The organism is Streptomyces sp. NPDC020742, from assembly GCF_040641675.1.
In the GTDB taxonomy this organism is placed as follows: domain Bacteria; phylum Actinomycetota; class Actinomycetes; order Streptomycetales; family Streptomycetaceae; genus Streptomyces.
This window is the reverse complement of record NZ_JBFAEA010000011.1, coordinates 29005-46270: the sequence shown is the minus strand read 5'-3', so window position 1 is coordinate 46270 and position 17266 is coordinate 29005. Positions and strand designations below refer to the sequence as shown.

The following is a 17266-nucleotide window of genomic DNA, read 5'->3' as shown; positions in this document are numbered from 1 at the left end:
CCCGTCACTAGTGATTCTTGGGGCGGGCCGTGCGCGTCTGCCGTGCCGGCGTCCGTCACGGCGGGCACGGTCCCGTCCCTCGTCCTAAGCGCCGAGGTGCACTCGGCTGCGGCAGGCGTCGCGCTCCCCCCCACGGCGGGCGGAGCGGCGGTCCGTCGAGGCGCTAACGCCGCTGCACCTCCAGGGGGAGGCGGCGCGCGCTGACGATGACCGCGGGGTTCTGCAGCTCGACCTCGCGGTGACAAGGGATCGTCATGGTGCAGAAACGATCCAGCATCTCCCCCAGGGCGATCCGGGCCTCCAACCTGGCCAGCGGGGCCCCGAAGCAGAAGTGGATGCCGTGGCCGAAGGTCAGGTGCCGGTTGGGGCTGCGGGTGACATCGAAGACGTCGGGGTCGGCGAACCGCTCCGGATCGCGGTTGGCCGCGGCCAGATGGGCCATCACCACCGAGTCCGCGGGCAGGGTGTGGCCGGCCAGTTCGACCTCACGGGTGGTGCGACGGCCCAGCTCGGGGAACGGCGGGAGCCAGCGCAGCACCTCCTCCACGGCGCCCGGCAGCAGCCCGGGATCGGCGCGCAGCCGGTCGGCCGCCTGCGGGTACCGGTCGAGGGTGAGCGCGGCGTTGCCGAGCAGCGCGGTGGTCGTGATGTGCCCGGCCACCAGCAGCAGGGCGACGAAGCCCACGATCTCCTGGTCCGTCAGGCGCACACCGTCCACCTCCGCCGCCAGCAGCCGGTCGGTCAGTCCGTCGCCCGGGTGCCTTCGGCGGTACCGGATGTGCTCGAGGAAGTAGCCGTTCATCCCCCGTACGGCGGGCGCGATGGAGTCCAGCGCCTGCTCCAACTCGGCCAGGTCCAGCGCTTCACCGAGACCGTCCCCGGCGAAGAGGGTGGCCGCCCACTCCTGGAACATCCGGCGGTCGCCGGCCGGTACGCCCAGCAGCTCGGCGATCACGATGATCGGGAGCGGGTAGGCCAGCGCGTCCATCAGGTCGAACCGGTCGCGGTCCGCGACGGCGTCGAGGAGTTCGCGGCAGACGGTGTGGATCCTGGGCTCCAGTTCGGCCACCACCCGCGGGGTGAACGCCTGGCTGACCAGGGTGCGCAGCTTGTGGTGCTCCGGCGGGTCCATGCCGACGAAGTTGCCCTGGCGGAAGGTCTCGAAGTCCGGCTGGGAGGGGACCAGGCCGGAGAAGTCCGAGGAGTACGTGGCCGGATCGGCGAGCACGGCCGCCACGCTCCGGTAGCCGGCCACCTGCCACACCTTCTGGTCCTCGTCGTAACGGACCGGCCCCGCCTCCCGCAGAGACCGCCACCGCTCGACCGTGGCGTCGAAGGCGAAGGGCGCCTGGCTCAGGGGGTTACTCGTCACCGGTTCTCCCGTGGCAGTGCGGAAAGGGGCATTCCTCGCCGGCAGTTGCGCCCGGAAGCGACACCCGGCCGTACGCCCTGGATAACCGCGTCATGGCGCGACACATCCCACTCACCAGTACCGCCTTTGCTTGATCTTGCGTCACATTCCGAGTCCCCCGGGCCGTCGGTGGAGGAATTCACCGCAGGCCGGAACCGCTGAAAGGCTCTCCGTCCGTACCGGTCACCGACCGCGCGGGCACGCGGGAATGCCACAGCCGCGCCCTTCCCGCCCCTGACGACACCAACAGGGAACGGGCGACGGCATCCTGCTGGCTCCGGTGCCCGGCCGCACGGCATGACTGCTGCGGCAGTGGGGAGACACGGGCCTTCTGATGCGCGGCAGGACGACTGTCGGTGCTCCGGCCGGTACGGCTAGGGCCGACACCGGGCCCGCGGCGGTTTCCCGGACCACTTCGACGCCGGGGCGGCCAGCGCCCTCAGACACTCGGCGCAATGCCGTCGTCGGCGGCCGGGCCCGAGAGCGCCACGGCCGGGATGCCGGTCGCTCACGGACGGGGTGCGCGGCGGATTGCCGCCGGCCGCGCGCGTCCACGCCCGAGCGCGGACGACTGATGGGCCCTCAAGGGGTGCGCCTGACGACTCGCTCCACAAAACTGCGGGAACCCTCCCCCACCATCTGTTGACCCAAGGGCGTTCAACGGCACATCCACCGCCCGCCGCCTCTTCACGACGCATACCCCCCACTCCCCTGGCATACGGCATACGAGAACTCGCCCTCAAGCACATCGCAGCCGACCACACAAGGGCCACTGACATCCGAAAGGGAGAACGAGAGCAGAGTATGTATTACCGCCAAGTACTGTTCGACGTTCCCAGCAATCGGCCCCACCGAAGCCTTTTACGCCAGTTCGATGTGGCCACAGTCTTCACTCCCGGGCATACGATAGCAACCCCCCAAAGCTTCACCCTGAGTAGTTTTCCCTCGCATTTACTCTGCGATTCCGCAGCCACCGAGGGACTCCTGATACAGGAGGGGCAAAAGAATCGACTTTCCGTTCGAGTTCGAACGCGGAGGGTGGGCGCCACAACTCCAGCCCCCCGCGGGCCCGTCGCGCCGCAGGGGCCCACCCCTCCCGCTCACTCACCCCCTCAGCGCCACCTCTACCCCTCTGACCTCCACACCTGCGGAACGAGAAGAGCAACCGACCAGGGGCCACGACGAGATCCACCAGCCCCGGAGCGCCCCCCGGAAGGTCGTCCACGACGCGGAACGACGCGGAACGCCCCGGACACCGGCACGCCGGCAGACAACAGGAACGCACCTCTCCACCTGGCCGAATCCATGGTCGACAGTCGGCCAGTCAGGGCCTCCGTACGCTGTCCGACTTTCGCCTGCCAATTCTTGGCCGGATATCTCGCCTGGCGCGATGGCGCCCCCGAAAAAACCTTCGCGCGGGAATGGTTAGCGGAAATGAACGGCCGTGCGAGATGTCGACGGCCGGCCGGGGAACCTCCCCGAGAAGCCGGTCACCCGGCCGCCCGACTCCGCGACCGGACCCCGGAACCGAGCCGAGCCGAAACGGCCCGGGTCCGGTTGCCGGCTCGTTCAAAGGCCCCTGAGCCGGCCTTCGCGCGTCGGGCTCAGGGACCGGGGCGGTCAGAGTCTCAGGACCGCTGCCGGCCCCCAGGGCACGTCCCCGTAGGAACCACGGAGCGCTGAGCGGATCAGGGCCGTCAGACGGCGACCGGCTCGTCGGCGAGGTAGGGCGGGGCGGGCTCGTACTGAACGTACCGGCGGACCGCGCGGGCGTGCTCACGGCCGTGCAGACGACCGATGAGCCAGAGGGCCATGTCGATGCCGGCTGAGACGCCCTGGCTGGTGATCAGGTTCCCGTCAACGACGAAGCGGGCATCGCCGACCACCGTGATATCGCCCCTGGCCCGGAGGGCGTCCTCGAACTCGTGGTGCGTGGCGACCCGGCGGCCGCGCGCCGAGCCTGCCTCGTGCAGGAGGAGGGCTCCGGTACACACACTGGTCGTCCAGGCGACGCTGGCCGCGGTCTTACGGATCCAGTCGATGAGCACGGGGTTGGACACTTCGCGACGGGTCCCGTTGCCTCCCGGAACCAACAGAACGTCCAGCGGAGGGTGGTCGTCCAGGGTGTGGTCCGGCAGCACCCGCATGCCCTTGTTGCAGCGGACGGCGCCGGGGCGTTCGGCGATGAGCACCGCCGTGTCGGCATGGTCGCGCAGCATGGAGGAGGCGGTGAAGACCTCCCAGGGCCCGGTGAAGTCCAACTCCTCTGCGCCGTCGAAGGTCAGCAGGCCATAGGTGGTCATACGTACTCCCTGGTGGATCGGAATCGGTCGCGGTAGTCGGACGGTGCGACACCCAGGTGCCGGTGGAACGCGCGGCGTAGCGTCTCCGCGGTCCCGAAGCCGTACCGCCGCGCGAGGGTCTCGACGGGGTGGTCGCCCTCGGCGAGCGCCCGCTTGGCGGCCTCGATGCGTACCCCCTCGACGTACGCCGCGGGCGGGATGCCGAGCTCGGCGGTGAACCTGCGCTGCAGATGACGGGGGCTCAGCCCGGCGTGCGAAGCGAGCTCGGTGATGCCGTGCCGGGCACCGGGATCGGCGTGGATCGCCGAAACCACCGCATGGATGGGGTCGGTGGCCGGCTGCGTCGACCACAGCGGCACGCTGAACTGCGACTGGGTGCCGGGGCGGCGCAGGAACAGCACCATCTCCTGCGCGGTGGCGTGGGCGACCTCCCGGCCCACGTCGTCCTCCACCAGGGCGAGTGCCAGGTCCATCCCCGCCGTCACCCCCGCCGACGTCCACACCCGCCCGTCCCTGAGGAAGATCGGGTCGCAGTCGACGACCACTTCGGGGTGCTCCCGTATGAGCTGCTGCTCGCGCGCCCAGTGGGTGGTCACCCGCCGCCCCCGGAGCAGTCCGGCGGCGGCCAGGAGGAACACCCCGCTGCAGACCGAAGTGACGCGCCGGGCACTGGCCCCTGCGGCGGCGATCCAACGGGTGAGCGCCGGATCGTGCCGGGCCTGGTCGACACCGCCGCCGCCCGCCACCACCAGGGTGTCGATGTCCGCGGGGTTCAGATCGGCCATGCCGTAGGGCGCATGCACCGAGAGACCACTGGCGGAACGCACGGGTCCCGGCTGCGGTGCCGTGATCCGGCAGGAGTATCCGTCGGTGAGCTGGTGGGCGTGCTGAAACACCTCGTACGGGCCGAAGAGGTCAAGGGGCTGGAAGCCCTCGAAGATCACAAAGACGATGCGGCGCTGCTCCACCCCTCCACCCTGTGTCCCGGCCCCGGATGGCGTCAACGACGGCCACCCCACGCTTTGCGCCGTACGGTGCGACACCCGTTCAGGCACGTACCGGGATCAGGTGGTGGCCAGCAGCAGGTCCTCTCCACTTGACGGGCGGAGGCCGTCGGCGCGGTCGGCGAAGTAGCGTTCCGCCAGCGAATCCCCCGACACGTGCCGGGCCTCTTCGAAGCCGGCTTCGCGGGCCAGTGCCAGCATCCCGGGCGGGGTGTAGAAGCTGAATGCCCTGGCCGAGTGCGACCAGACGGTGGCGCTTCCACGCCTGGGGGCCGGGCTGGTCGACCTCGAAGATCCGCAGGCGGGAGGCGATCTCCGGCCTACGCTGGGCAAAGGTGTCCAGACCGGCTCCCAGGATGACGTACTGGGTGACACCGCGGTCGACCTGCTCAACGATCAGGTCCTCTCCTCGATGAATCGGGCGCGGGCCACGATCGCCGCCCGGAACCCTCTGGTGGCGTGCGGGTCCATGTCGGGGCGGCGGCGCCAGTCATCGTCGGGAGCCACCAACCGCAGGCCGATCTCATCCTCGAGCACATGCGGTGGTGGGTCGACCTGTACGTGCGTGGCACGCCACAGGGCGGTCCGCACGGCAGTGCTGTCCGGCGTCTCTCTCCGATGCCCCGCTACGGCGCCGGACGACCGCGGCGACCGCGGCGACCAACAAGGGTGGGGCGTTCAACCGGACCCGCCCGCCGCCCGCTTCGGCCCGGCCGCCTGGTTCGGCCGCGGCGAGGCCGGCAAAGCGGTGGAGTCGACCACCGGCCTCGTGGTCATCACTGGGCCCCCGGGAGCAGGGAGCGGGAGCGCAGCACCGGCCAGGACGCGAAGGAGACCGCGGCCATCACGCCGAAGTAGACCCAGGTCCCGCTGCCGAGCAGTGCGCCACCAAGGATGGGACCGGCGAAGAACCCCAGGTAACGGATTTCCAGAGCCCCAAAGAAGGCCCCCTTCTCCACGTCCGGTGCGATGCGGTGGGTGATGAGGTCGGCCATCGGCATGAGGATCGCCTCGCCAACGGTCCAGGCGAGCACACCGACCAGCAACACCCACAGACGGCCCTCGGACGCCCCCCAGCAGGCGAAGGACACGGCAAACCCCGTACAGCCCCATGCTGCCTGCACGGGCATGGACGTGCGCCGGGCGAGCCATTCCGCCGGCCATTGGTAGACGAAGCCGAGGACAGCGTGCACGGCGAAGACCACGGCGAACAGCGTGGGCGCCCCCTCTCCGGCCTCGCCCTTCAGATAGAGGGGGATCATGGACTCGAACTGAGCGAAGACCAGGGTTATCAGCACGGCTGAGATCAGCACCCGTCGGAACCGCCCGTCGCGCAGTGACCGCGTCCACGCCCAGCGCTCCTTGCGAGCGGCCTCCGATCGGACATCCAGCGCCCCCAGTGTGCCTCGCCTGGCGTGCACCAGGACCAGGCAGAGAGCGAACAGGGCTGCGGAGACCCCGAACAGGGCACGGTGGGAGATTCCGTAGGCGGCGGCACCGAGCAGCGGGCCGAGTGCGGCGCCCACCGACAGGGTCATGAACCGCATCCGGAACACGAGCCCGCCGCCCTCTCCTGCGGCGAGGCTCATGAGCTTCTTCAAGGACGGCCCGACCAGCATCAGCGCGCCGCCCAGGCAGACGATCAGCGGCAACACCACCACCGGCACGGTGACCACCGCCAGCGCCGCACTCAACAGGCTGTAGAGGGCAAAGCCGACGCGCAACAGACTCCCGGCCCCGGCCCGGTCGGTGATCACGCCTCCGGCGAGCGCGCCCACTGCGCCGACCAGGGCGATCGAGCCGGTGAACGCGCCGATCACGGCCAGCGGCAGGGAGGTGATGTCGGCCAGGTAGAGCGCGAGGAAGGGAATCATGGAAAAGAAGCCCACGGAGTTGATCAGGGAGCAGATCACGAGGAGCCTCACGGTTCTGTCCGCTATGAGGTTCCTGAAGCCCGCCGGCACCTGGGTCGTTTCTGCCATCAGGCGGCCTGCTCCGTCTCTGCCCGCATCTGCGCCCACAGCACCTTGCCTGCCTCGGTGAACGCCGCAGAGGGCTCGCCTTCGATCTCGTCGAGGCCCTTCTTGAGCAGACCGGCGTTCTGCTGGGCCAGCTCGCGGTGGATCTCCAGGCCGGTGTGTGCGTGGGCGCGGCGGTGGAAGGCGGTGATGCGGGCGAAGGCGTGGGCGGCCATGAGCATGCCCCACAGAGGCCGTGCGTCCTTGCGGACGGGGGAGTTGAACGTGGTGCCTTCGGCGACCGTCACCAGGGGGTCGAGTTCCAGGATCAGCATCAGCCGCAGGTGGGAGTTCTCGTGCAGCAGGTGCTCGGCGGTGTAGTGGGGGGCGTGGAAGGGCTGAGCCGCTTCGGAGAGGAACACCGCGCCCATCAAGATCGCCTCGGTGAAGGAGGAGTGGAATTGCGAGGCGTAGGGCACGAACAGGCGGGTGTAGGCACGGATCTCGGAGGAGAGTTCGGGCCACACGTCCTGTATCAGGGCGAAGGCCCGGGAGATGCCGGCGATGTTCTCCTCGCTGACGTCTCGTACGGCGAGGTCGGAGCGGGGGTAACCGGGCTGCGGTTCGTGGGAGTTCATCGAGGTGAAGTGACGGGCGATCCACGGATCGGTGTTGTCGATCTCGATGTCGGTTCCAGCGATGACCGGCCGCCGCATGCGTAGCGTGTTCCCCAGACGCGGCTCGCTCTCGCCGAGGACGTAGGAGGTGGGGAGGACCGCGGAGCCATCGCGGATCGCCCCGTCGCCGCCTTCACCGATCACCAGCCGGTCCACGGCGGTGTCGAAGACCAGATGATGCGGTTCGCCGGGGAAACGCACTTCGGTGACCGGCTCGGGCAGGACCAGCTCGGTGCCTGCGGTGTTCGATCCAGGGCCGGTGGCGTAGGGGAGGGCGACAAACCGCGCGAAGTGCCGGGACCAGGTACGGACGAAGTCGGCGTCCTTGCGCTGCGCTGCGAGCATCAGCTGCCGCCACAGGTAGGAGAAGAACGGGTGGGAGAGCATGCGGTGCGTCTGGTCGGCGTCCAGAGCGGCGAACCGCTGCCCCCAGAGGGCCAGCTCGGTCTCGGTCTGCTCTCCTCCGAGCTGCCCGAGTCGCTTGATCACCTTCGGGACGGAGGCGCGGAGCTTTGCCACATAGGCGTCCAGGACGGGATCGTCGTCCTGCGCGAGGGCGAGCTCGGCGCCCAGGAAGTCGATGCTGCTCATGCTGGTGTCCTCTTCGTAGGGTGCGGTGACGGTGCGGTGCCCTGCAGTCCGCGCCGACGAAGGAAGGGCTCGATGCGTGGCTGACCAAGACCGGTGAGTTCGCGGAACATGGCCATCGCGTCACGGGATCCGCCTGCGGCGAGCATCCTGCGGAACAGCTCGCCGCCTGCGCGGGTGAGGCCGCCGCGCTGCTCAAGTGCCTCGACAAGGTTTGCAGCGATGATCTCCGACCACAGGTAGGAGTAGAAGCCCGCGCCGTAGGGGCCGTGAAAGACGTGGTCGAAGTAGCCGGACCGGTAACGGGGCGGAATCTCGGGCAGCGTGTGCAGGCCCCAGCGGGCGGCGCCCTGCGCCTCGATCCGCGCGGCGTCCACGCCGGATGCCTCCCCGTCGGGGAGAGTGTGCCAGGCCCAGTCGACCACGGCTGCGCCAAGGATCTCCACCAGCATGTGCACGCCGCCGGTGCTGCGCTGCTCGTTCAGGTGCTTGATCCACTCCTGGGGCAGAGGCTGTCCGGTGAGGTGATGCCGGGCGTAGTGGTTGAGGAGTTGTGGGTGGAAGGCCCAGGTCTCGTAGACCTGCGCGGGTGCCTCTGAGAAGTCGCGGGGAACACCGGGGGCCGAGTGCGCGGGGTACTGGACGTCGGAGAGCAGAGCGTGCAGGGCGTGGCCGAATTCATGGAAGAGGGTGACGACTTCGGATGCTTCGAGCAGGCAGGGACGTCCTTGCCCTGGCGGGGCGAAGTTGAAGGTGTTCACCACGACTGGCCGTGTTCCGGTGGCGTGCGCCTGGGGGCGGAGTATCCCGGTCCACGCGCCGCCTCGTTTGCCTGGCCGGGTGTGGGCATCGACCAGATAGAGGCCGACCGGGTTGGCGTTCTCGTCCGTCACGTCGAAGACGCGGGCTCCGGGATGGTGGGCTGGGATGTCGTGCCGCTCTTCGAATTCCAGCCCGTACAGGATGCGCGCACTGTGGAACAAACCGCGGGTGATGACGGCATCCAGCTCGAAGTACGCGCGGATTTCCGCTGCCGGCCCGTTGTTCCCCCGGGCCACCGTTGCCGCGTAGTGAGCCCAGTCCCATGCCTGGATCCGGTGTCCTGCCGCGGCCTCCAGATCGCGCCGCTCTTCTCGCGCCGCGTGCAGGAGCGGTTCGGTCAGGCGGTGGAACATGGCCTCCACCGCCTCCGGAGTTCCCGTCGTCTGCTCCTCTGTCGCCCACGCCGCGAAGGTCGGATAGCCCAGGATGCGAGCTTGGCGGGCTCGCAACAGGGCGATCCGCCCGGCCCGTTCCTCGTTGCCCGCCCCCCGGCCGAGCGATTTCTCCAGCAGGAGCCTGCGGGTCTCGCGGTCTTGGAGGTGAGCGAGTGCCGGCTGGCTGGTGGCAGAGGCGAGAGGCAGCACATGCCAGGGCGCGGGCTTCCCTCTCCGGGATGCCTCTTCGGCCGCGGCCGCCATCTGGTCGTCCGGCAGGCCGTGCAGGGCGACCTGCCCTTCCACCACAAGGGCGTTGGCGTGCATGCCCCGGATCAGTTCCTGCCGGTAGGCGGCGCACTCACGGGAGAGCTCACGGTTCACCGAACCCAGTTCGCGGGCGATGCCGGCGGGCAGCATGGCCCCGGCCCGCCGCACCCGCCGCCACCAGAACTCGGTGAGTGCGCGCGCCTGGGGCTCAGCGATCCGGCCGCGCTGGGCGTAGACGGCATCGATGCGGGAGACCAGCCGCTGGTTACGCACGATCCGCCCCTCGTGGCGGGAGAGGAGGACCGCGATGTCGCGCTCCAGGCTGGCCAGCTCCGCGCATCCTCCGGCGGTCACCTGATGGGTGAACGCGTCGTGGATGTACTGCACCTGGACGCCCGAGAGGTCGAGCGCCTCGATCGTGTTGGCGAAGCCGGGGGGCTCCGCGCTCTCCGCGACAGCGGTGATCCGGCGCTCCCGCTCAGCGATGGCCTGCTCCAACGCTGGCACGTAGTGCTCGGGGCGGATGTCGGAGAACGGCTGAATCCCGTACGCGCCGGAGGGCCCCAGAAGCGGATTCGGGTTCAACGGGCTTCCCGCATGCGGGTGGCCAGCTCGTTCACGGCCCATTCCTTGAGCGGGGCGACCGCCTCAGTGGTGCAGATGTCCCGAAGCAGAATCAGCGGGGACAGGGCCTGTCGGTCGAGCGACGCCGAAGCCACCAGCGCGCCGTGGGCCTGCTCGGCCTGTTCCAGTCGAATGGAGCAGCGAGCGGCCTGGCAGTGCGCGTAGGACGCGTACGGCGCGCCCAGGCGTGCCGCAGTACGGTAGGCGTCGCGGGCCTCGGGGACGCGGCTCTCGCCCATGAGGAAGTCGGCTAGGCGCACGTGGGCCTTGGGGTCGAGCGGGTCCCACTCGGTCATACGCCGGTAGAACTGCTCCGCGCCCTCGATGTCTCCGCGCGCCTTTGCCGAGCGGCCGGAGGTCTCCAGCACCGGGTGGACGTTCTCCAGCGCCAGCAGTCGGGTATCGGCGTCCGCGGCCGCCACGGCTTCCATGGCGTACTTCTCCGCGAGTTCCAACTGCCGCTTGACCTCGGCATGGTTGCCCTCGAAGAACGGGATGAACGCGACGCCGCGCCAGTAGATCGAGACATGCAGGGGCGCTATCTCCTTCCCGGCCTGGTCAGCGACCTCATCGGCGGCCTTGAGCCAGTGCCGCATGTCCGCCAGCGCCTTGTCCTTGTCGCCCTTCGCGCACAGCACGATCATGTGGGCGGCGGCCCCGTACCGCACGGCTGGGTCGAAGTCCTTGCACCGGGCGATGGTCTCCATCACCCTGCGAGCCCGCACGAACGCCGCTGCCGCGCTCTTGGCATCCGGAGCGAGCTGCGCGGCGGCGTTGTGCCGGAAGTAGGCCAGCCGCAGGGCGTCGAGACTGCTGCCGCTACCGTCGGGGGGTACGAGGTCGGCGATGGTCTGCCAGAATCCGAGCTTGGCCAGCGCGGTCACCAGGCGGGACCGGTCGGCGCTGGACAGGCCGGCCCAGTTGTCGGCCATGCCGCACAGATGTTTCCAGGGGGCCGACCGCACGGCCTCGGGAAGGTCGCGGGGGTCTTCCGGGTTGGGCTGCTCGGGCTGCTCCGCCTTCAGGGCCTCGCGCAGCAGTCCCAGAGAGGCGATCTGGTAGACGGGGATGGGCAGGCCCTCGGCCAGGCGGCGGCCGACTTCGGCGGTGCACTGGGCGTGCAGCGGGCCGCCGGGGGTCTCCAGATCGAAGTACGGGCCGAGCAGTTGACGCGAGCGAGGTGTCGGCTCGGGGACGAAGGTGTCCTGCGGTGGCTCTTCCATCGGGGCCAGGTGCTGGATGGTCCCCTTGGTGCGCAGAAACTTCTCCACCGGCAACTCCTCTGTCGTGATCTCTTGTGCGATGTGAAGCACGACGGCCGCAAGGGGGAGTTGACCCCCTTGCGGCCATCGGCAGCCCGCCTGTGACTAGGTGGGCGAGGTCACCTGGTTGAAGATCAGACGGCCGGCGCGTAGTAGGCCACGCCCGAGACCGTGAGACCGAACTCCTCGGCCAGCTCGTCGGTCTCGACCTCAACCTCGGTGATCTGCTCGGCGTTCATTTCTGAACCTCCTGAAGTGAGAAGTACCTCCGGGGATCCGGAAGTACCCCGAACATAAATTGCGCCCTTGAGGTCCTCAAGTGGCCTGATTTTTTTATGAGTTGACGGAAGGCTGGGCTCCGGTGCCGGGCACAAGAGGGGCAATGCATCGGTTTGATCACCGCCTCCAGGTTGTGATCAGGTAACGAACCGCCCAGCCGCGAGTCAGGGGTTTCCCGGAAGGGCATCCATACGCACCCCGCACCCGACCCCCCGGTCTGGGGTCAATGCGCGCCACGCAGGGCGATGGGTCGACCAAGGCCAAAGAAAGTGACCCTCGTCACACCCGCTCCGCCTTCATGTCCTGCAACGGGACTCCTGGCGCCCCTGCACAACTGCTGCCCCGTCGCATGGATGGCCAGGGTGGTGGCGGGGCCCAGCAGGAGCCCCAGAGCCACGAGTCCGACGCCACCGAGTGAGCCCAAAGGCTCCGCTGCCACCGACATCACCGCCGGCGGCGCGGCACCGCGCTCCCGGCCGTACGGCCGGGTCGTCCCGCCACCCCGTACGCACCGGACCATCCGGCCGTACGCACCCCACGGCCAGAGAGGAAGACCCCTGCTCAGTCGGCGAACGCCGGGAGGATCTCTGCTCCGTAGGCGTCGATGGTGGATTCCTTGGCGTCGTGCATGGCGTAGACCGCGAACTGGTCGACGCCGAGGTCCTGCAGCCGGCGCAGCTTCTCGATGTGGGCGGACACCGGGCCGAGCAGGCAGAAGCGGTCGACGATGGCGTCCGGTACGAAGCCGGTGTCGGGGTTGTCCGCCCGACCGTGGTGCGAGTAGTCGTACCCCTTGCGGGCCTTGATGTAGTCGGTGAGCTCGTCGGGGACCATGCCGGAGTGTGCGCCGTAGCGGGCGACGAGGTCGGCGACGTGGTTGCCGACCATCCCACCGAACCAGCGGCACTGCTGGCGGGCGTGGTCGAGGTCGTCGCCCACGTAGGCGGGTGCGGCCACGCAGATCGTCACGGCGGACGGATCGCGACCGGCGTCCGCCGCGGCCTGCCGCACGGCCTTGATCATCCACTCGGTGAGGAAGGGGTCGGCGAGCTGGAGGATGAAGCCGTCGGCCAACTGCCCCGTCATGGCAAGGGCCTTGGGGCCGTAGGCGGCCATCCACACCGGCAGCCTGCCGTTCTTGATCCAGGGGATCTTGATGCGGTGCCCGCCGACCTCCGCCTCCCGGCCCTCGGCCAGGTCACGGATGGTGCCGATCGCCTCGCCGAGCCGGGCCAGGGTGTTCGGCGGCCGTCCGGCCACTCGCATCGCCGAGTCGCCGCGGCCGATGCCGCAGACGGTGCGGTTGCCGTACATCTCGTTGAGGGTGGCGAAGGTGGAGGCGGTGACCTCGGGGGTGCGGGTGGAGGGGTTGGTGACCATGGGGCCGACGATCAGGCGCTTGGTGTGTTCCAGGATGCGGCTGTAGATGACGAACGGTTCCTGCCACAGAACGGCCGAGTCGAAGGTCCAGCCGTAGCGGAAGCCCTGGCGCTCGGCGCGGCGCATCAGGTCGACGACGGCGGAAGCAGGCGGGTCGGCCTGCAGGACAACTCCGAAGTCCACAGTGGCGCTCCTTAACTGCCTTGACGGCCTTGACTGGCTGGACGGCCTTGACTGGCTGGACGGCCTCGGCTGACTGCTGGGACGGCCCTGGCTGCCTCACATGAGGTACTGGCAGGTGCCCCGGGGGATGTACTGGCCGTGCCCCGCGCGACCGGTGAACTCACGCCGGTCGATGACGAGTTCGCCGCGCGAGAGGACCGTCTCGACCTGTCCGGTGAGCCGTTTGCCCTCGTACGCCGAGTAGTCGACGTTCATGTGGTGGGTCTCGGCGGAGACAGTCTGCTCCGCGTGCGGGTCGTAGATGACCAGGTCGGCATCGGAGCCGGGGGCGAGGGTGCCCTTCTTCGGGTAGAGGCCGAACATCCGGGCCGGGGAGGCGCAGGCGATCTCGATCCAGCGGCGGCGGCTGATCCGCCCCTCCACAACGCCCTGGTGGAGCAGGTCCATACGGTTCTCGATCCCGGGCATCCCGTTGGGAATCTTGGAGAAGTCGCCCCGGCCGAGCTCCTTCTGGCCCGCGAAACAGAAGGGGCAGTGGTCGGTGGAGACGACCTGGAGGTCGTTGGTGCGCAGCCCGCGCCACAGCGCCGCCTGGTGCTCGCGCGGCCGCAGCGGCGTGGAGCAGACGTACTTGGCGCCCTCGAAGTCCGGCTCGGCGAGGTTGTCGGTGGACAGGAACAGGTACTGCGGGCAGGTCTCGCCGAAGACGTTCAGGCCCTTGTCGCGGGCCTGGGCGATCTCGGCAACGGCCTCCTCGGCGGAGACATGGACGACGTAGAGCGGTGCGCCGGCGACCCGGGCCAACTGGATGGTGCGGTGGGTGGCCTCGGCCTCCAGCAGGACGTGGCGGACCTCGCCGTGGTAGCGCGGGTCGGTGCGGCCCTCGGCCAGCGCCTGTTCGACCAGGACGTCGATGGCGATGCCGTTCTCGGCGTGCATCATCACCAGTCCGCCGTTGCCGGCGGAGCGCTGCATGGCGCGCAGGATCTGCCCGTCGTCGCTGTAGAAGACCCCGGGATAGGCGGTGAACAGCTTGAACGAGGTGACGCCTTCGGCCACCAGGAGGTCCATCTCCTTGAGGGTCTGCTCGTTGACGTCGGAGAGGATCATGTGGAAGGCGTAGTCGACCGCGCACTTGGCGTCGGACTTGGCGTGCCAGGTGTCCAGGCCGGCGCGGAGCGAGGCGCCGCGGGACTGGACCGCGAAGTCGACGATGGTGGTGGTGCCGCCCCAGGCCGCGGCGCGGGTACCGGTCTCGAAGTCGTCGGAGGAGAACGTCCCGCCGAACGGGAAGTCCAGGTGGGTGTGGGCGTCCACGCCGCCCGGGATGACGTACTTGCCGGTGGCGTCCAGGACGCGGTCGGCGGACTCCCGCCAGCCCTCGGCCCAGGGACTTCCGTGTGCGGCGAGGGCGGCGACCCGGCCGTCCTCGATCAGGACATCGGCGTGGATCTCATCGGCGGCGGTGATCACCAGTCCGCCCTGGACGACCGTACGGTTCACCATCTCAGCTCCCTACCTGACGCCACGTCACAGCTGGTCTACACCCGTAGATTCCGGTCGGAGAAGGAGACACCGTAGAAGCATGTCACCCACCGTGGCAATACCGTGACGGGTGATCAATGGGGCGGTACGTGTTGCCCCGACGATCAGCCGCCCGGTTCAACCCGGGCCCGCTCCCGGGGGTGCGGGGGTGGCCGGATGGGCAGGTATCCGCCGACGCTGGCGGGCAATCCTCGCGTGCGCCACTTCATCAGGACGGACGACATACGACGACATTCAGCGCACGGAGGGGCGGCAGGTCATGGAGCGGAACACGCCATGGGAATTCTCCGACGACCGGGGGCGCCTGGTGGTGGCCGGGAGCCGGCCGTTGCGGATCGTCGCCTACCTCCAGGCGGGGGCGACGCTGTGGGACCACGGGATACGCCCGGCGGCGGTCTTCGGGTCCCCGCACGACGGCGCCTCCCCCGACCCCGCCAAGGGCGGTGAACTGCCGCTGGCGGAGATCCCGTACCTCGGCGCGGGTGCCGGGCTGCACCCGGACACCCTGCTGGAGCCGGATCCGGACCTCGTGGTGGCGGTGACCTACGACGGCGAGCAGGTCTACGGCCTGGAGCCGAAGACCGCGCTGGAGCTGGAGCTGCACGTCCCGGTCGCCACCGTCGCGGTGGGCCCGGGCCGGAGCCTGCCCGAGGTCCGGGAGCGGTTCGCGGCGCTGGCCGGCTCGCTGGGACAGGGCGAACCACGGGGCTCGGCACGGGAGTTGGACGCCGCGGAGGACGCGCTGCGGCAGGCGACCGGCGGTACGGCACGGCCCCGGGTGCTGGCGCTGTCCGCCGCGGGCCCCGAGCGGGTGCACCTGGCCCGGCCCAGCGCCTGGCCCGATCTGCGGGCGCTGGCCGAGCACGGCGTCAACCTGCTGGAGCCGGCCCCGAGCGGCGGGGTGAACTGGTCCACGGTCGGCTGGGCGGAGGCCGCGGAGCCGGCCCCCGACCTGGTCCTGATGGACGTACGGGGCAACGCCGCCCGCCCCGAGGCCCTCCGGAGCGATCCGCACTGGCGGGCGCTTGAGGACCGGGCCCGGCTGCTGCCGTGGAACCCGGAGGCGTCGTGCAGCCGGCGGGCCCACACCCGGTTCTTCACGCGGGTCGCCGACGCGGTCCGGGACGCCGCGGCCACGGCTTGACGCCACCTTCCCCCGGGAGCCCCGGAGGCACGGCCGGGCGGGACGGCGGTGCTCGCCGCCCCGCCCGTAGGACGGCGGTGGTCCGCTGAGCCCGGAGGACGGCGATGGTCCGCTAGCCCCGTCGAGCGACGCGGTCTCGTTACGTCCCGGACAGCGTCCGCTGGGCGGACCCCAGCGCCTCCGCGAGGAGGCGGGCGCCCTCCTCCGCCTCCGCGACGGTCAGCGTCATCGGGGGCGCGATCCGCAGCGAGGCGCCGCCCTGGCCGCCCTTGCCGATCAGCAGGCCGCGCTCCCGGGCGGCCTCCAGGGCCAGTGACGCGGCCTCCGGCGAGCGCTCGTCGGTGCCGGGCCGGACGAGTTCGAGGCCGATCATCAGGCCCCGGCCGCGTACCTCGCGGACCACGTCGAGGCCCGCGGTGACCGCCCGCAGCCGCTCGATGAGCAGTCCGCCGACCCGCCGGGCGTTGCCCTGGAGGTCGTGTTCGAGCAGGTAGTTGAGGTTGGCCAGGCCGGCGGCCATGGTGACCGGGCTGCCGCCGAAGGTGGAGATGGAGTTGGCGGTGAGCGCGTTCATCACCTCGGCGCGGCCGACCACCCCGCCGATGGACATGCCGTTGCCGATGCCCTTGGCGAAGGTGAGGAGGTCCGGCGGGCCGTTGTCGGCGTGCGCCTGCCAGCCCCAGAAGTGGTCGCCGGTGCGGCCCCAGCCGGTCTGCACCTCGTCGCTGATCCACAGGATGCCGTGCCGGGCCAGCACCTCGCGGAACGCGGCGTAGAGGCCGTCCGGCGGTGCGGTGAAGCCGCCGACGCCCTGGACGGGCTCGGCGATCAGCGCGGCGATGCCGCCGGCGGTCTGCTGGAGCATGTCCTCCAGGTCGGCGACGCAGGCCGCGAGGTAGTCGCGGTCACCGAGCTCCGCGTACGGGCCGCGGGTGCGCACCCCGCCGTGGACGTAGAGCGTCTGGAGGGGCGAGAGGCTGGTGGGCGACCAGCTCTGGTTGCCGGTGATGCCGACGGTGGAGAAGGACCGGCCGTGGTAGCTGTTGCGCATCGCCAGGATCTGGTTGGACCGGCGGTGGGCGGTGGCCAGGAGGAGGGCTGCGTCATTGGCCTCGGTGCCGGAGGTGGTGAAGAAGACCCGGGCGTCGGGGATGCCGGAGAGCGCCGCGATCCGCTCCGCCAGCTCCACCATGGGGCGGGAGAGGTAGAGCGTGGAGGTGTGGATGATCCGGCCGGCCTGCTCGGCGACGGCCTTGGTCACCTCGGGCAGGGCGTGCGCCGTCATGGTGGTGAGGATGCCGCCGAAGAAGTCGAGATAGCGGTTGCCCTCGGCGTCCCAGACATGGCGGCCCTCGCCGTGGGTGAGCTCCAGCGGCCGCTCGTAGTAGAGGCTGAGCCAGGAGGGCATCACGGCCTGGTGGCGGGCGTGCAGGCCGGGGCCT

Annotated in this window: 11 protein-coding genes and 1 pseudogene; 1 reads left to right on the top strand and 11 read right to left on the bottom strand. The window is 70.1% G+C overall.

Going from position 1 to position 17266, the window contains the following annotated elements:
- Positions 1–163: 163 nt before the first annotated feature.
- The 10 genes and pseudogenes from AB0G84_RS20180 to hydA all read right to left on the bottom strand — a co-directional run bounded on the left by AB0G84_RS20180 (position 164) and on the right by hydA (position 14641).
- The gene (locus tag AB0G84_RS20180) at positions 164–1372 is read right to left on the bottom strand and encodes a cytochrome P450 (protein ID WP_361322164.1); all 1209 of its coding nucleotides are present in this window, start codon (positions 1370–1372) and stop codon (positions 164–166) included.
- Positions 1373–3108: 1736 nt separating this feature from the next.
- Positions 3109–3714, bottom strand: a complete 606-nt coding sequence (locus AB0G84_RS20175) for a DJ-1/PfpI family protein (protein WP_361322161.1) — start codon at positions 3712–3714, stop codon at positions 3109–3111.
- Positions 3711–4682, bottom strand: coding sequence for a DJ-1/PfpI family protein (locus AB0G84_RS20170; protein ID WP_361322158.1), 972 nt, complete (start codon positions 4680–4682; stop codon positions 3711–3713). Before AB0G84_RS20170 ends, AB0G84_RS20175 begins: the two co-directional genes overlap by 4 nt.
- A gap of 96 nt (positions 4683–4778) precedes the next feature.
- A pseudogene (locus tag AB0G84_RS20165) lies at positions 4779–5309 on the bottom strand (class I SAM-dependent methyltransferase).
- Between the two features lie 185 nt (positions 5310–5494).
- Positions 5495–6739, bottom strand: coding sequence for an MFS transporter (locus AB0G84_RS20160; protein ID WP_361322155.1), 1245 nt, complete (start codon positions 6737–6739; stop codon positions 5495–5497).
- On the bottom strand, positions 6700–7944 hold the full coding sequence (locus AB0G84_RS20155) for an HEXXH motif-containing putative peptide modification protein (RefSeq protein ID WP_361322152.1): 1245 nt from the start codon (positions 7942–7944) through the stop codon (positions 6700–6702). Before AB0G84_RS20155 ends, AB0G84_RS20160 begins: the two co-directional genes overlap by 40 nt.
- Positions 7941–9992: a M3 family metallopeptidase gene (locus AB0G84_RS20150; RefSeq protein ID WP_361322149.1), complete on the bottom strand. Its 2052-nt coding sequence runs from the start codon at positions 9990–9992 to the stop codon at positions 7941–7943. The genes AB0G84_RS20155 and AB0G84_RS20150 overlap by 4 nt, the downstream gene beginning before the upstream one ends.
- On the bottom strand, positions 9989–11302 hold the full coding sequence (locus tag AB0G84_RS20145; RefSeq protein ID WP_361322146.1) for a tetratricopeptide repeat protein: 1314 nt from the start codon (positions 11300–11302) through the stop codon (positions 9989–9991). The genes AB0G84_RS20150 and AB0G84_RS20145 overlap by 4 nt, the downstream gene beginning before the upstream one ends.
- 831 nt (positions 11303–12133) lie before the next feature.
- Positions 12134–13135: a TIGR03842 family LLM class F420-dependent oxidoreductase gene (locus AB0G84_RS20140; RefSeq protein ID WP_361322143.1), complete on the bottom strand. Its 1002-nt coding sequence runs from the start codon at positions 13133–13135 to the stop codon at positions 12134–12136.
- A gap of 96 nt (positions 13136–13231) precedes the next feature.
- Positions 13232–14641 (bottom strand): dihydropyrimidinase, encoded by a 1410-nt coding sequence (gene hydA, locus AB0G84_RS20135; protein ID WP_361322140.1) that lies wholly within the window; start codon positions 14639–14641, stop codon positions 13232–13234.
- Positions 14642–14939: 298 nt separating this feature from the next.
- Here hydA and AB0G84_RS20130 point away from each other — a divergent pair, with 298 nt between their 5' ends.
- Entirely contained in the window at positions 14940–15824 is an 885-nt protein-coding gene (locus tag AB0G84_RS20130) for an ABC transporter substrate-binding protein (RefSeq protein ID WP_361322137.1), read from the top strand.
- A gap of 139 nt (positions 15825–15963) precedes the next feature.
- Here AB0G84_RS20130 and AB0G84_RS20125 read toward each other — a convergent pair whose 3' ends face one another.
- Positions 15964–17232 carry an aspartate aminotransferase family protein gene (locus tag AB0G84_RS20125; protein ID WP_361322543.1) on the bottom strand — a complete coding sequence of 423 codons (1269 nt, stop codon included), beginning with the start codon at positions 17230–17232 and terminating at the stop codon, positions 15964–15966.
- Positions 17233–17266: the final 34 nt, after the last annotated feature.

Coding starts and splice junctions, on each gene's coding strand:
- AB0G84_RS20175 (WP_361322161.1), bottom strand. CDS start 3,714: ATGACCACCTATGGCCTGCTGACCTTCGACGGCGCAGAGGAGTTGGAC.
- AB0G84_RS20155 (WP_361322152.1), bottom strand. CDS start 7,944: ATGAGCAGCATCGACTTCCTGGGCGCCGAGCTCGCCCTCGCGCAGGAC.
- hydA (WP_361322140.1), bottom strand. CDS start 14,641: ATGGTGAACCGTACGGTCGTCCAGGGCGGACTGGTGATCACCGCCGCC.
- AB0G84_RS20130 (WP_361322137.1), top strand. CDS start 14,940: ATGGAGCGGAACACGCCATGGGAATTCTCCGACGACCGGGGGCGCCTG.
- AB0G84_RS20125 (WP_361322543.1), bottom strand. CDS start 17,232: ATGCCCTCCTGGCTCAGCCTCTACTACGAGCGGCCGCTGGAGCTCACC.